The 14,529-nt window shown below is 69.4% G+C and carries 14 protein-coding genes; 5 read left to right on the top strand and 9 right to left on the bottom strand.

Features of this window, described 5'->3' with window-relative positions; all coding sequences use genetic code 11:
* Positions 1-107: 107 nt before the first annotated feature.
* Positions 108-2,834 (bottom strand): GDSL-type esterase/lipase family protein, encoded by a 2,727-nt coding sequence (locus ACZ6IM_RS34680; RefSeq protein WP_469562236.1) that lies wholly within the window; start codon positions 2,832-2,834, stop codon positions 108-110.
* Between the two features lie 230 nt (positions 2,835-3,064).
* Positions 3,065-3,433, bottom strand: coding sequence for a peptidase inhibitor family I36 protein (locus ACZ6IM_RS34675; RefSeq protein WP_052843912.1), 369 nt, complete (start codon positions 3,431-3,433; stop codon positions 3,065-3,067).
* A 182-nt stretch (positions 3,434-3,615) separates the two neighbouring features.
* Between ACZ6IM_RS34675 and ACZ6IM_RS34670 the strand changes: the two genes are divergently transcribed.
* On the top strand, positions 3,616-4,215 hold the full coding sequence (locus tag ACZ6IM_RS34670; protein WP_469562233.1) for a helix-turn-helix domain-containing protein: 600 nt from the start codon (positions 3,616-3,618) through the stop codon (positions 4,213-4,215).
* A 593-nt stretch (positions 4,216-4,808) separates the two neighbouring features.
* Here ACZ6IM_RS34670 and ACZ6IM_RS34665 read toward each other — a convergent pair.
* Genes ACZ6IM_RS34665 through ACZ6IM_RS34655 form a run of 3 tightly spaced genes read right to left on the bottom strand, consistent with a single transcriptional unit; the run spans position 4,809 to position 6,281 of the window.
* Entirely contained in the window at positions 4,809-5,135 is a 327-nt protein-coding gene (locus ACZ6IM_RS34665) for a transposase family protein (RefSeq protein ID WP_469562247.1), read from the bottom strand.
* Positions 5,135-5,371 (bottom strand): transposase, encoded by a 237-nt coding sequence (locus tag ACZ6IM_RS34660; protein ID WP_469562230.1) that lies wholly within the window; start codon positions 5,369-5,371, stop codon positions 5,135-5,137. The genes ACZ6IM_RS34665 and ACZ6IM_RS34660 overlap by 1 nt, the downstream gene beginning before the upstream one ends.
* Before the next feature lie 37 nt (positions 5,372-5,408).
* Positions 5,409-6,281, bottom strand: coding sequence for a hypothetical protein (locus ACZ6IM_RS34655; protein WP_469562227.1), 873 nt, complete (start codon positions 6,279-6,281; stop codon positions 5,409-5,411).
* Between the two features lie 282 nt (positions 6,282-6,563).
* On the opposite strand from ACZ6IM_RS34655, the gene ACZ6IM_RS34650 reads away from it, so the two are divergent.
* Positions 6,564-6,758 (top strand): hypothetical protein, encoded by a 195-nt coding sequence (locus ACZ6IM_RS34650; RefSeq protein WP_469562225.1) that lies wholly within the window; start codon positions 6,564-6,566, stop codon positions 6,756-6,758.
* A gap of 21 nt (positions 6,759-6,779) precedes the next feature.
* Here ACZ6IM_RS34650 and ACZ6IM_RS34645 read toward each other — a convergent pair whose 3' ends face one another.
* Both ACZ6IM_RS34645 and ACZ6IM_RS34640 read right to left on the bottom strand, forming a co-directional pair.
* Positions 6,780-7,277 (bottom strand): FBP domain-containing protein, encoded by a 498-nt coding sequence (locus tag ACZ6IM_RS34645; RefSeq protein WP_052838531.1) that lies wholly within the window; start codon positions 7,275-7,277, stop codon positions 6,780-6,782.
* 96 nt (positions 7,278-7,373) lie between these two features.
* Positions 7,374-8,966 carry an MFS transporter gene (locus tag ACZ6IM_RS34640; RefSeq protein WP_469562223.1) on the bottom strand — a complete coding sequence of 531 codons (1,593 nt, stop codon included), beginning with the start codon at positions 8,964-8,966 and terminating at the stop codon, positions 7,374-7,376.
* An 810-nt stretch (positions 8,967-9,776) separates the two neighbouring features.
* Between ACZ6IM_RS34640 and ACZ6IM_RS34635 the strand changes: the two genes are divergently transcribed.
* Together ACZ6IM_RS34635 and ACZ6IM_RS34630 are read left to right on the top strand one after the other, a co-directional pair.
* Positions 9,777-10,220: a VOC family protein gene (locus ACZ6IM_RS34635; RefSeq protein ID WP_052838533.1), complete on the top strand. Its 444-nt coding sequence runs from the start codon at positions 9,777-9,779 to the stop codon at positions 10,218-10,220.
* 9 nt (positions 10,221-10,229) lie between these two features.
* Positions 10,230-10,568, top strand: a complete 339-nt coding sequence (locus tag ACZ6IM_RS34630; protein ID WP_469562220.1) for a YciI family protein — start codon at positions 10,230-10,232, stop codon at positions 10,566-10,568.
* Between the two features lie 76 nt (positions 10,569-10,644).
* Here the strand turns inward: ACZ6IM_RS34630 and ACZ6IM_RS34625 are convergent, their stop codons facing one another.
* Both ACZ6IM_RS34625 and ACZ6IM_RS34620 read right to left on the bottom strand, forming a co-directional pair.
* Complete coding sequence (locus tag ACZ6IM_RS34625; RefSeq protein ID WP_052838535.1) at positions 10,645-11,370, bottom strand: glycoside hydrolase family 11 protein; 726 nt, start codon at positions 11,368-11,370, stop codon at positions 10,645-10,647.
* A gap of 406 nt (positions 11,371-11,776) precedes the next feature.
* Positions 11,777-12,595 (bottom strand): DoxX family protein, encoded by an 819-nt coding sequence (locus ACZ6IM_RS34620; protein WP_469562216.1) that lies wholly within the window; start codon positions 12,593-12,595, stop codon positions 11,777-11,779.
* A gap of 267 nt (positions 12,596-12,862) precedes the next feature.
* Here ACZ6IM_RS34620 and ACZ6IM_RS34615 point away from each other — a divergent pair, with 267 nt between their 5' ends.
* Positions 12,863-14,392: a glycoside hydrolase family 43 protein gene (locus tag ACZ6IM_RS34615; RefSeq protein ID WP_469562213.1), complete on the top strand. Its 1,530-nt coding sequence runs from the start codon at positions 12,863-12,865 to the stop codon at positions 14,390-14,392.
* The last annotated feature ends 137 nt before the right edge of the window (positions 14,393-14,529 follow it).

Here is a 14,529-nt window from a genome sequence, read left to right as displayed (position 1 = left end):
AACCCCCGGTGGGGCGAGCGCGGGGTCACCCCGTCCGGCTCCCACGCCCCGGGGGGGCGCGTGGTGCCCCGCCCCCGGCGCCCCCACCACGGGACACCAAGGCCGGGCTACCGGTCACCCCCGTTGACCCCGACACCGACCGGTACGGGACTTCCCGTGCCGTCCGGGTTCCTCAGGGTGGTGAGCGAACCGATGTCCACCGCGTCCGACGCCGCGGTGCGAGCGTTCGGTGAGCGGTTCAGCGCGCTGCCGCCGGGGTTGGTCGGCGCGCTGCCGTCGGGATGGGAGGGGATGACGCAGTTGGACTTGTCGGACTCGAGGGAGCCGTTGACGGCCGTCACGCAGAACTCGTAGTTCCACACGCCCGGGAACAGGAAGCCGACGCCGTAGTGGGTGTCCTCGATGATGTTCTCGTCGGCCTTCGGCGGGGTGGTGCCGCCGTCCTTGATGTTGGAGACCCACAGCCGGTAGCCGGCCGCCGACTTCGCGCCGTTCCAGTCCAGTTCCACTGTGGTGGGATCGACGGTGGTCACCCGCAGGCCGGTCGGGGCGGCCGGGGTGCCGCCGCCGACCGTCACCGGACGGGCCAGTGCGGGCAGCCCGCCGCCGGCGGCGTTCCAGGTGGCCGCCGCGACGAGGTAGCGGTGGCCCGGGTTCAGCCCGTTGATTTGCACCCGGTTGCCGCGGAAGCCGGTGCCGGTGAGCCAGGCGCCGGGCGTGTCCTTGTCGAAGAGGATCACTTCGTACCGGTCGATGGTGGTGGGGTAGTCAGGTGGTGCGATTTCGAGCTCGATGCCGTCCTGGCCGATCGGCCGGCTGGCCAGGATCCGCGGCGGCGGCGCGGTCTTCGGGTGGGCGACCGCGCTGACCGTGTTGGACCAGGGGCCCTTGACGTTGTCACCGCCGACGGTGCGCACCTGGTACTCCCATTGGATGCCGTCGACAGTCCAGGTGGTGTCGGTCCGGTTGCTGTTGACGCGGCCCTCGCCCCAGGTCGTCTGGCCGGCGATCCGCGACCGCACGTCGTAGCCGAAGGCCCCGTACACCGGGTTCCAGGTGACGGTCACACCCTGGGGGCTGGACTCGGCCTTCAGGCCGGTCGGCACGGGTGTCGGCCGGACCGGCAGGTTCTCGGGCGGGAAGGGTATCGGGCCCCGGCCCAGTCCGTACCGGTCGTGCAGGGTCTGCTCGAAGGCGATGGCGAGCTGGTACTCGCCGAAGGCGTTGGGGTGCAGGCCGTCATAGGCGGCCGGGCAGGCGGCGGGGGCGCAGGAGTACTTTTTCTGCCAGTCGACGACCTCCACCTGGGAGATGGATTTGCTCCACCGGGGGGCCGCGTTCGCGAGCAGCCGGTTGAAGTTGTCGGTCTTGGTGATCAGATCGTCCCGGCCGCCGATCTTCGACCGGTGCGGCACGGTGGCCACCGCGAAGTCGACCCCCGGCCGGGCCGCGCGGGCCTGGTCGATGATGGTCTCGACGCTGTCCAGGGTGCCGTTCTCGTCGCTGACGAACCAGCCCATGTCGTTGAAGCCGGCCGCGAGCAGGACAAGGTCCGGCTTGTAGGTCTCGACCTGCCGGCGGATGTCGTCCTTGATCTGTGCGGCCTGTCTGCCCCAGTGCGCATAGTGGTCGCTGTCGAAGGCGACCCCGGCCGCGTATCCGCCGTCGACGCGGATGCCCTGATCCGCCGGCTTCTCACCGACGAAGAGCGGCGGTTTCGGCGGGGAGGGCTGATCAGGGGTGAACGTGCCGTGGTAGGGGCCCACGAAGTCGACCGAGATGTTGTTCTCCTGGAACCACTGCCACAACCGGTAGCGCCAGGTGTAGTCGCCCTCGTGGCCCTGGCTGATCGAGTCGCCGACCACCATCACCCGGATCGTCGACGGCCAAGCGGTGGCTCGCTGGCCCTGGAGCAACCGTTCGATGGTCAACCTCACCCTCTGCGCGAAGTCTGCGGTGAACTCACTTGCGAGGTCCGCCAACGACTGCGCCCACGAACCAAGCCGGGTACTGATGTTCCGCGCGGTCTTCCCCACCGCTGCGACTACCCGGACCAGCTCCTCCGCGGCCCATTTCTTCAGGCTCTCGCGGGCCGCCGTGCCCGCCCCGGCCAACGCGCCCACCACCATTGTGCCGATCGCCTCCTTCCAGACCTCCGCGTCACCCAGCGACCGTCCGTCGAAGTAGGCGTTCATCAGTTCACTGACGAGCCCGCCCAGTGCACCGCCTACAGACGAGCAGATCACTACGGCGAAAGGCGCGGCGGGGCCGAAGGAGAGTTCGCACACCTCAAGGGCTACTAGCCCCACCGCGAAGGCGGCCGCATTGGCGATCATCTTCTGCCACCAGTTCGCCGAAGCGTTCACCTCGCCCGCGGGTATGACGAAGACGAGGCTGTCGCCGACGACCTGGATACTGCCGTCGAACCGGACATCGCTCTGCCGGTCGTAGAAGTCCACGCTGTTCTTCTGCGCCTGCAGGTCGAAGGACTCGCTGAGCGTGAGTCCCTTGCCCTTGTCGGCACGCACCGTGTCGACCATCTGCGACATCTGCCGATGCCACTCGTCCGGCTGCTGCGCGGTGTTGAAGTCGATGGCGACCACCACGTCGGTGTCACTGCCCGCCAGCGACCGCAGCCCTCCCGCGTCGCGGGCACACCCCAACCGCAACCCCGCCGTACTCTCCGCGATCGACTGGCTGGCAAAGTTCGATCCAGCCGTGGCACAAGCCTCCGCCGCGGCGGCAGGCTCCCCCGCCGCCGCAGGCTCCGCCGCCCCCGCCACCATCAGCGTCACCGCTAAGACGAGCGAGATCAGCCACCCGGGTCTTCTCATACACAGCCTCCTCAATCAGCGCGGTCAACATCCGCGAACCTAAAAAACCTACGGATTCGACACCCCTAAGGGCGTCACCCCGCAGTGGCATCCGCGTGTAGCTCGCACGGGGGGACAGCACCCCGCCAGACAAGGTGCGCCGATGGCCCCCGCTCCGGATCGCGGGGCCATGGGACTGTTGCTCCACGCGTTTGCGCGGGCCCGCACCAGCGTTCGGTCAAGCAGTCGCCTCAGCCCCCGCAGCCGTTAACCAAGAGGCTGGACACCGCATTGTCGTAGAGGTACGCAAGCTCCTGCTTCTCACCCGGATCGATTTTGTAGTGGAAGCCGTAGTTGTTGACATCGGTCCAGACGCAGACCACCTGGTTGCTGCGGTTCCATAGCGAGCTGGCCCGGTCGCCCCACCACATCGTGTGGAGGTCGGGGTAGGTAGCCGGATCGAGCTGCAGGACCTCCCCGGTGCCGTTGTGGCCGTCGAAGAGGCAGATCTTGCGGTCCTGACAGGCGTTGTAGTCGGCCGAGGCGGTTCCCGGAACCGCCAGTACGGCGGTGGAGGCGAGGACTGCCCCCAGCACCGCGGTCTTGACCTCAAGTTTCATGCGTAACCGTTCCCGTTGTTGCCCGTGGAAGCGCGGTCATGACGGCCGCATCCAGCACCCTCGTATCGACATTCCGGACTGCGCATGTCGGATCTTCGATGCATGCCGGAACAACGGTAGGAAGCGTGTGGTCCCGGCGCCTCGGACCGGCGCGTCAGCCCGACAGGAGATTCGCGACAACGATGAGCGGCACTTTCTCGGCAGACGTGAGCGGCGCCAACGCCTTCAGCGACTTCGCGCACGAGTGGCGGAGCCGGATGGGCGAGACCTTCGCGCTGGCACCCTTCCGCCGGACGACCGTGTCCGGCTTCTCGGCGCGGTCCCGCGGGTTCCGGGTGCGGGACATGATGTTCAACCGCTTCGAGACCGCGGCCGCCCTGCGGACGGCGGGCCGACGGGTCGGGGCCGACGATCACGTACGCCTGTGGATCGTGTTGTCGCCGGCCCTGGCCCAAGCCGCGCGGGACCTGGCCGACCGCCGCCTCACCGACCCCGCCCTGTCCCCCTCGGCTCTCGCCCGGGAGCTGAACGTCTCCCCGCCTACGCTCCAACGGGCCTTCGCCAGGGAAGGCCGACCGCTGAGCACCTACATCCGGCGCCGCCGCCTCGAGGAGGCATGCCGCGCGCTCGTCGCACCGCACCGGCGCATGACCGTCACGGAGATAGCCACCCGCTGGCAGTTCGCCGACAGCGGCCACTTCGCCCGCGCCTTCCGCAAGTACTACGGCCGGACCCCGACCGACTACGCCGCGACCGCTGCTCGTGAAACGGATGCCACGTAGCTGTGCCGCCACCCGCCCACGGCAGGGACACCCGGGTCAGCCGAGACACACCACCAGCAGACAGAACTGCGGCCACGACGGCTCCGCCGCGGATGGTCTCCAGGCGCGTCCTCGTCGCTGCCGTCGCCGAGCGCGGAGGTGACCGCCGCGTTCGTGGCGGGGGGAGAGGGGGTGAGGGAACCCTGTCCTGCCCGGTAGGCGGCGGCGCGGGTGGTGTCGTGGCCGGGGGTGTGGTGGCGGGTGAGAGTGCCGGTGTGCGAGAGCAGGGCCCTGCACCAGAGCCAGGTTCCGGAGTAGCCGATGTCGGTGGGAAGGTTTCCGCGAGGAGAGCGCGGCGGCCTGGTCCCGGGCGTGGCTGACGACTTCGGAAGTGCGGTGGGGGTCGTCGCTGTGCGGGCGAGGGCCTGGAGACGGCGGTAGATGGCCAAGTTGCCGTCGAGGCTGGCAACGCCACGGCCACGCTGAAGGACTGGCGCGTCCTACGAAAGCTCCGCTGCAGCACCAACCGCATCATCGTGATCGTCCAGGCCGTCCTCGTCTCTCATCACGCCTCGGCGTGAGGTTGGAAAAGGCTCAGTGAGCGTATTCCCCCCTCAAGCTGAGCTGGCCTGATGCAGGCAGAGGACGGCCTGGACGAGGACCGTGATGCGGGTGGTCGAGCAACGGAGCCGGCGAAGGAGTCGCCAGGACTTGAGGGTGGCGACGGCTTGCTCGACGAGCGCCCGGAACTTCGCGTGGGATCGATTGACGGCCTGCTGCCCTGCAGAAAGCGTCTCCCACCGGCCGCGGTAGGGAACACGGACCGTGCCTCCGGCACCCTGGTAGCCCTCGGGCCCCAGCTGCGTGCTGGTGGGCCCGCACGATCGGGAGTCCACCGAGACCGCCCAGTTCAGGTTCTCGTTTGCGTCGGCCTGGGCCATCAGTGCGGTGAACACCCGCTCCCACGTACCGTCGACGGCCCACATCCGCAGCCGGTTGTAGACGCCTCGCCAGTTCCGTACTTCTCCGGAAGGTGGACCCACTGGGTTCCGCTCTGGAACTTGAAGGCGATGGCGTCGATCACCTCACGGTGATCCCGCCACCGGCCGCCCCTCGTCGGAGTCCGATCTGGGAGTAACGGCTCGATCCGCGCCCACTGCGCGTCGGTCAACGGCACACCAGGATCAACGATCGGCTGATCCAAACGAAACCGCCTAGCGGCCAAGGGCCTGCCGCACGGACAGGTGGTGGTACTTCCGCAGCCGGTACAGCTCCCAACACGACAACGCCGTCACCGACACCGGAGCGCCGAGCAGAAACACGATCCGGGCGAGAACGGGAACCTCGGCGTTCGCGTTGTTGATCATGTCGAGGGCAGCCATCACCCACGCCAGGGCGGTGGCGAGGATCGGCGGCAGCACCTCGTGGATGTCGGCGGTACGGAACACGTGATTGAGGCTGAGCGCGATCCCGTACAGGGCGAATCCCAGCGACCACGTGCACAGGGCGATGAGGACGACCATGCCGGGAACCCCGATGGCGTCGCGGAAGCCGGTGGTCGCCGGGTCGGGCGCGACGGCGAGGGGGAACGTTGCCATGGAGCCCATCAGGGCCACCACCGCACCGAAGGGCTTCAGGGACCGTCGCAGGTACAGCCGGCGCAGCGCACCCTGCGCGGCGAACGCGAACAGGGCGATCACGAACGGGAAAGCGCACACGAGGAAGAGTGTGCTGATCCAGCTCTGGTCGAACTTGTCGCTCGCGGCGGCGTTGGCACCCTTGGCGGTGTCGACCGGCTTGTACGACATGACCAGTACGAGCCAGGCGGCGGCGCCGAGCCCGGTCCGCCACATCTGGATCTTGCGCACCGTCAGGTCCTCGACCGCGTCCGGGCGCGAGGGGCGGAAGGCCCGCTGGGCGGCGTAGAACGGGTTGTAGAAGCACTTGAGGATCCGCTGCCCGCGCGACAGCGGCGGACGGGGCGGTCGCGGGAACGGCGGCTGCGGGCCACCGCCGTGCGGTTGTGGTGGGTACGGGCCCCAGCCCTGCGGCGGTACGGGGGCGGGCTGTGGCGGGTAGGGCCCCACGCCGGGGTACGGATGGGGCCCGCCCCCGGGGTAAGGCTGGGGACCGGGACGTGCGCCCGGCTGTCTACCGGGGCCGTATCCGGGTCCACCCGTCGGACCCCACTGACCATTGCCGTGCGTACTCATCCCTGCGCCCCCGATTTCTCGCCTGTGCCGTGCGCGGCGTGGCTGGAACCGTCCGCTCGGCGTGCGGCGTGATCCTACCCATCACGGAGGCCGCGAGGCTCACACTTCCGGGGCCGGGCCGGGCCGGGCCGGGCCGGACGGTCCGGCCCCATAGCCGTGCAGGAAAGCGTCGACCGCACGGGGGTCGCAAGGCCGGGCTACTTCGCCTTCGTCAGTCCCGGCCGGGCGAAGCCCGAGGCCCTCGGCCGATTGGTCGATCAGGGAGGACTGCGACCGGTGATCGGCGCCGTGCTGCCCCTGGCCGTCATCGCGGAGGAGCAGACACTGCTGGAAGGCGGGCCGCCCCGATGAGGCGGTCCGCCAAGGGTGGGCTCAGCTCCAGAGCCGGTCCAGGAATGCCGCGAGGTTGGCGCGGGTGCGGTCGATCTGCTGCTCGACGGTGAGGGACTCCTCCATGCGTCCGCCGGGTGCCGGCTTCTTCTTGCCGCGCACGTAGAGCGAACAGTCGAGGTCGGTACAGATGTAGAGGCCGACCGAGTTTCCGTTGCGTCCGGCCGGTCCTGCCTTGCGGGCGCTCATCAGGGCGACGCCGCTGCCGGGGTGGGTCGTGAGGCAGAGCGAGCACATGCTGCGGCGCAGGAAGCCGCGCGTGGTGGTCGACGAGGAGAGGGTCACGCCGACCAGTCCGCCGTCGCGCTCGGTGACGAGGTAGCTGCGGGCGGGCGCGGACAGATCGCACCAGCCCAAGAAGTCCAGGTCGCCCCAGTGGTCGATGTCCGCCAGGTCCTTGGGCAGGGGGAGGCGTTTGGCCTCCCCCTTGGAGCAATTGACGAAGGAGGTGCGGATGTCGTGCTCGGTCAAGGGCTTCATGATGTGGATCCCTTCGGTGTGCGGGATGAGTCGAGGGGTTGCGCAGAGGGGGTTGGAGACAGCGGACGAGAGGTGCGGCACGGGTGATGAGCCGGGCTAGGGCGTCCGCTCGCGCTCAGCGCGCTTCGGTGCCTTGGCGGTGACCGCGCACGCAGCCACCAGCGCTGCGAGCAGCAGGACGCCCGCCGACCACCAGCTCGCCACGGTGAAGCCGTGCACCATGCCTTCGGCGGAGACCAGATCCTTCTGGGCCGGGCTGTGCGGTTGCTCGGTGACGTAGCGGGTTGCGGCGCTCGCGGCGACGGTGTTCAGGAGCACCGTGCCGAGGGAACCGCCCACCTGCTGGAAGGTGGTGACGGTCGCGGACGTGACGCCGGAATCCTTCGGCGCCACTCCGGCGGTCGCCGTCGCGTAGACCGGCATGAACGTCAGGCCCATGCCCAGGCCGAGCACCAACAGCGCGGGCATGACGTGGGTGGTGTACCCGGAGTGCACGGTCAAGCGGGTCAGCACCACCATGCCCGCTGCCGCCAGCACCATGCCCGGCGCCATCAGGGCGCGCGGCGCCGTGCGCGGCAGCAGCCGGGCCGCGATCTGCGTCGCGCCGACGACGATCGCCGCCGACATCGGCAGGAACGCCAGGCCCGTTCGCACGGGCGAGTAGCCGAGGACGACCTGCAAGTAGTAGGTCAGGAAGAGGAACACACCGAACATGCCGACGGTAGCCAGGCCCATTGTCGCGAAGGCCCCCATCCGGTTGCGGTCCTTGAGGATCCGCAGGGGCAGCAGCGGACTCTCCGCGCGGCTCTGCCACACCACGAAACCGACGAGCAGGACGACGCCGCCCGCGAACAGCGCGAGGACCAACGGGCTCGACCATCCTCGGGGTTCGGCCTCGCTGAAGCCGTACACGACCGCGACGAGTCCGCCGCAGCCCAGCAGGGCGCCGAGTACGTCCAGGCGCACCCCCGGAAGGCCCGGACGGTGATCCAGGAAGGCGAGGGCACCGAAGAACGCGACCAGGGCGATCGGCACGTTGACGTACAGGGACCAGCGCCAGTTCAGGTACTCGGTCAGCAGACCACCCACCACGAGGCCGAACGCGCTGCCGCCGCCGGCCAGCGCGCCGTAGATTCCGAACGCCTTGCCGCGTTCCTCGGGATCGGTGAACGTCGTCGTCAGCAGCGACAGCGCCGAGGGTGCCAGGACGGCACCGAACACGCCCTGCAGGGCACGCGCCGCGAACAGCACGCCGGGATCGACCGCCGCGCCGCCCAGCGCCGAGGCCGCTGCGAAGCCGACCAGGCCGATGAGGAAGGTGCGCTTGCGGCCCACCAGGTCGGCGACTCGGCCGCCGAGCAGCAGCAGCCCGCCGAAGGCCAGCGTGTAGGCGGTGATCACCCACTGCCGGCTGGAGTCCGAGATGCCCAGGTCCCGCTGAGCGGAGGGCAGCGCGATGTTCACGATGGTCCCGTCCAGGATCACCATCAGCTGCGCGAGCGAGATGACGACGAGTGCCCACCATCGCTTGGGGTCGGGGGCCGCCGGAGCGGGGGCGTCGGAGGTACGGGCTGCCGCCGGTGGCCGGCTGGGATCCGTGGGCCTGTCGGGGGTGGGAGAGGCGGATGACTCGCTGTCGACAGGTGTCCTGTCTTCGGCGGATGTCCCGTGGTGACGCTGATTGCTCATGGTGATCACATTTCGAGCCGGGGTGCTGTCGAGGCAGCCGGGCAGGGGTCGTTGCGGGGGTCGGGTGGCGGAGCGTCGGACCTGGCCGGCGGGTCGACAGACCAGCACCGGGCCAAGGACGATGACGCGTGCCGAAGGCGTCGATGCCCGTCGGAGCATGCCTACGCGTGTCGTCGCACTTCGGCGGTGAGCTGGTCGCGGTACGCCGACCAGGTGCCTGCCGCTGGGCAGGGGCAGCACTCGGACATGCCGGGGCGACGGGCCGGCCCGTGAGTGGGCTGCTCCCGTGCTGGTCGGTAGTGCTGCTGTTTCACTGGCCGATGAAGAACCTGACGCGTGACCGGCGTCCCCGTGCCGGTGAGGCGACTTCGGAGCAGGCCGACATCACGGCGACCAGTAAGAGGGCCCGTTCACGGGCGCGCGGCCTGTGCCCCGCAAGGCGGAGGGACGCACAGGCGAAGGCAGCTCATGGAGATGCCGGTGGGAAGGGCTTGAGACTTACCGCGCGCCGCAGAGGAACGAAGGCACACGGCCGGGGGCAACTATGGCCGCAACAGCTTCAGAACGGTCCATGTCTCTCGCCTCCTTCCGGTCGGGGCGTGCGGTGCGCGTCGACGGCGGGGAGTCCGCCGCAAGTGATCCCAGGCAGCATACACCGCCCGACAGGGCGAGCGAATAGCATTGCTCCAGCACCCAAGGCCGTCCTGTTCTGGCGGTCGATCATGGGATGGGTCCCCCCGAACGTGCTCGCCAGAAGCGGCGCGCCCCGGCCCGCACATCACGCAGGATCAGGACCCTCGAAAGGATCCGATGACATTCATCAGGCGCTTCGACCACGTCGGCATCACCGTCGCCGACCTCGACGCCGCGACGGCGTTCTTCGTCAGCCTCGGCCTGGAGGCCGACGGGAAGATGGCTGTCGAAGGCGACTTCCTGGACACGGTGATCGGCATGACCGACGCCCGCACCGAGATCGTCATGCTGCGACCGCCCGGCGGAGGGACGACGCTGGAGCTCTCGAGCTTCACGCGACCGGACCACCTCCCGGGTTCGCCTGCCGCGCCGGCCAACGAGCTGGGCCTGCGCAACGTCGCGTTCGAGGTGCACGACCTCCAAGCCGCGGTCGACCATGCCGCGGTCAACGGCTACGGCCTGGTCGGAGGCATCGGCGAATACGAGGGCGTATGGCGGATGGCCTACGTCCGCGGGCCCGAAGGCATCATCGTCTCGTTGGCCGAGCGCATCCAGAAGTAGGGAGACATCATGAGCACGACCGTGACTGACGAACAGATCCGGGCTCTGGCCACGACCGCGAAGCCCTACAGCCTGGCGCTCCTTCAATGGGGCCCGGAGCGGACCATGGACGGCGCGGACGCTGTCGAACTCGAACACCAGCGACGCATGGTGTCGCTGCGCGCGGACGGGGTGATCGCGGTCCTGTGCCCGGCCGCCTCCGACACCGTGGCCGGCGTCGCGATCATGACCGTGCCCGCCGAGGAAGCCGCGGAGATCATGGCCCAGGACCCCTGCGTGCGAGCCGGGATGATGCGCTGCGAGGTTCACCCGTGCCACGGCTTCCCCGGAGACGCTCTCCCCGCGTGAACGATCCCGCGAGTGACCATGGTTGCGGGCTCCGCCACGAAGGCAGGGCCCGCAGCCGTCGTCCACCGGACAGAGGTCAACCGCTGACCGTGATGTTCGAGCTTCCACTGCTCTGATAGCCCTCGGTGGCCATGATCATGTAGTACTTGAACTGGCCCATGTTCATGCCCGCGCGCGCCCAGGCGTCGAAGTGGTTGCCGGTGGTGATGGTGCCGGAGCCGCTGGTCACCTTCGACTGCCGGACACTCCAGTACTGCTGGAAGGTCTTGGTGCCTTCCACGGAGGGGGCGTTGTACCGGGTCGTCTGGTAGATGTCATAGGTGCCGCCGTCGCTGGAGACGGTGCCCTTGTACGTACCGGTGGGCCGGTAGCTGCCCCAGTTGTCGACGATGTAGTACTCCACCAGCGGGTTCGAGGTCCAGCCGTAGAGGCAGCCGTAGCCGTTGCCCGACGGGTTGAAGTAGCCGTTGTAACGGACCGTCCTGCGTCCGCCGGTGCTCCAGCCCTTGCCGGCCACGAAGTTGCCGCAGTTGGTCCACTGGGTGCTGTAGCTGCCGCCGCCGTTGAGCGTCATGGAGACGGAGCCGCCGCCGTCGGTCCAGAACGAGTAGTACATGCCGTCGGTGCCGGTCTGGTTGGTGGTGATGGTGGTGGCGGCGTGGGCGGTGCCGGGCAGCAGCAGCCCGGACGCGGTGGCGAGCGCGAGGGTGCCGGCGCCACCGAGGAAGCCTCGTCGGCTCACTCCGTTGAGGGGGTCGGGGTTCTGCTTGATCCGGTCCTGCTGTGTGCCGTTCTGATGCATGCGTTCTCCCGATGAAGGCTGGTGGGGGGCGAGCGGCATCGGCCACCCGCGGCCTTGCCCGAACCACGGCGGGGGCCGTCCGGTCGGCACGCCGTGACGACCGACCGCCGTACCCGGCCACCTGACGCGGCCGGACCGACGGCCTCCTGCCGTTCAGTGGCCACAGTTTTCGTAGAACGCCATGAGCCTGTCAACAGTTTCGACAGTCTTTCGGAAACCTTCTCTTCACAAGAAGAGGTCTCGATGAACACTAACTCCCAGTTCATCACCCCTTTCAGATGAACCTTCACGCGAGCCGAGAGGAGATGCGGGAAGAGAAGTACGCAATCATGGGATCGCCATTCGAAAGTTTCGAATGAGGCCATCGGCCCTCAGCGGAGCCCGGTTCCGGGCGTCCCTGACGGCATCAGTGCCGAAGCTCGGCATGTGCTGTTGGGGCGTGCTTGCGCTGATGCATCAGCAGCCCGAGGAACCCGGCCAGGAAGCCGCTGATCAGCCCCGACACCGCGTGGTTGGCGGCGTTGGCCCCGGCGCCGGACGGGACACCCACGATCAGGTAGTTGGCCAACGCGCTCATCGCCGCACCGACAGCCCCTCCGATCGCGCCGCTGACGAGCGAGGCACGAGCTGCGGACGGCCGTGTGGCCGCAACTGCGGACGGCCGTGCGGCCGCGGGCAACTGACGGACTTCCGGCGGGGTTTCGATGCCGAGCACGCGGTCCAGCGCGAGTGGCCCCGGCCCGGTCAGCAGTACGACGAGGAACGCGGCCACCATCATCACAGGGAACTCCGCCCCCGCTCCGCCGGCCGATCCCTGCTGCGGCGTCATGAACCCGGTGTCCGCGTTGACCAGCGCAGTCGCCACACACAGATGGGCGGTCAGCAGCAGCGCCGTCAGCCGCGACAGCAGCCCGACGACGAGCAGCAGCCCGCCGAGGGTCTCCCCGATCGCCACAGCCCATCCCGTGGCCGTCGGCGCGGGCACGTTCATACTGCCCAGGAACGCTCCGAACGCCGCCGGGCCGTCGGCCAATTTGTCGATGCCGTGGGCGGACATGACCGCGCCCGCTGCGACGCGTACGACACTCGGCGCGGCAGCCTCAAAACGGCGGGCCGGCGTGACGCCGACGGCCCGCCTCAGTGAGACCGAACGGGGACTGGGCATGGCGGGGCCCTTCTCACAGGTGACGGTGTGCGCGTCGCCGGCCGGCCGGGTGCCGGGCACCGAAGGCACGACGGTGCCCTGACGGACACGACTGGGTGCCATCACGACTCACTGGCCGATGACGTATGCGCCACTGTGCGGTCGACAGGGCCCCGGCGGAATCCCCTGAATCATCGCGAGTGCTGATGCCGCTGATCCATGACACGGATACCAAAGGGTTCCGAGCGCCACACTCCTCACGGAGCAGCGATCGTCATGTTCCTGTGAGTGGGTCGGGTGAACTCGTTACACTCTCGGCACCCGGCGGCTCGAAGGGAAGACGCTTCCGTGCACATATACGACAATCCGGTCATCAGTGGGTTCCATCCCGATCCGAGCGTGTGCCGGGTCGGTGACGACTACTACCTGGTGTGCTCCAGCTTCGAGTACTTCCCCGGGCTGCCGCTCTTCCACAGCAAGGACCTCGTGCACTGGGAGCAGATCGGCAACGTGCTCGACCGGCCCGGCCAACTGCCGCTGCCCCTCCCCGGCGCCAAGGCGTCCGGAGGCCTCTACGCCCCGACCATCCGTCACCACGACGGCCGCTACTGGGTCATCAACACCAACATCGACGGTGGCGGCAACTTCGTCGTCTCGGCCGAGCGGCCCGAAGGGCCCTGGAGCGACCCCGTGTGGATCGACGTGCCCGGGATCGACCCCGACCTGGCATGGGAGGAGGACGGCACCTGCTGGTGTGCCTTCTCCGGCCCCGAAGGGGGCATCAACATGGCCAGGATCGACCCGGTCAAGGGCGAGGTGCTGGAGAAGCCCTTCGCCACGTGGTCGGGCAGCGGGCTCAAGTTCCCCGAGGCGCCGCACCTCTACCGCATCGGCGACTGGTGGTACCTGCTGATCGCGGAAGGCGGCACCGAACGCGGTCACAGCGTGTCCGTGGCCCGCAGCCGCTCGCCGCGCGGCCCCTGGGAAGGCGCACCCGCCAACCCCTTGCTGTCCCACAGCGGCACCGCCCGCTCCATCCAGAACACGGGCCACGCCGACCTGGTGGAGGCGCCCGACGGCACCTGGTGGATGGTGCTGCTCGGTGTCCGCCCCCGCGGCTTCACGCCCGACGTGCACGTGCTCGGCCGCGAGACGTTCCTGACCCCCGTGGAGTGGGACGCGGACGGCTGGCCCGTCGTCGCGCCCGTTCCCGCGAGCCACGCGGCCCCGGGTGGTGCCTGGCACCCCGTACCGGCCCCGCCCGCCCGGGACGACTTCGACGCGCCCGCTCTCGCACCGCACTGGATCTCGCCGTTCGCCCGCCCGGACGGCTCCTGGTCGCTCACCGAGCGCCCCGGCCGGCTGGTCCTCGGCGCCACCGGCCCGTCCCTCGACCGCCCCGGGTACACCTTCGTCGGGCGGCGCCAGCAGCACCACGACTGCCGCGTCACCGCCCTGATCGACCCGGGTACGGGACGCGGCGGTCTCTGCGTGCGCCTCGACGAGGCCCACCACTACGAGGTGGAGGCCGGGGACGGGGAGGTCCGTGTCGTGGCCCGGATCGGGCCGCTGCGCCAGACCGTGGCCCGTCGGCCGGTTCCGGCCGGGCCGCTGCACCTCACCGTGACGATGCGTACGTCAGGCCTCGTTCCCGCGTCGCCCGAACTCACCGACGGCGGGACCACGGGGCCCGACACCATCGCCTTCGGGCTCGGCGGTCCCGACGCCCCGGACACCCGGCCGCTCGCCGAACTGGACGGGCGCTACCTGTCCACCGAGGTCGCCGGCGGCTTCACCGGCCGGGTGATCGGCATGTACGCCACCGAGGGCTCGGTCGCCTTCGACTGGTTCGAGTACGCCCCGGCACCGTCCGTGTGACGCCCATGAACGGCCGTCAGTCTGTGCCGGCTTCGGCGGACCGACGGCGTGGTCGGGCGCGCACGGGCTCCTGTGCCGTACGCCCGGCCACGCCAGACCATCACCACCGTCGAGCGGTACGGCAACCTGGCCGGCCC

Source organism: Streptomyces sp. NPDC042336 (assembly GCF_055581985.1).
This window is presented reverse-complemented; position numbering and strand designations above follow the sequence as displayed.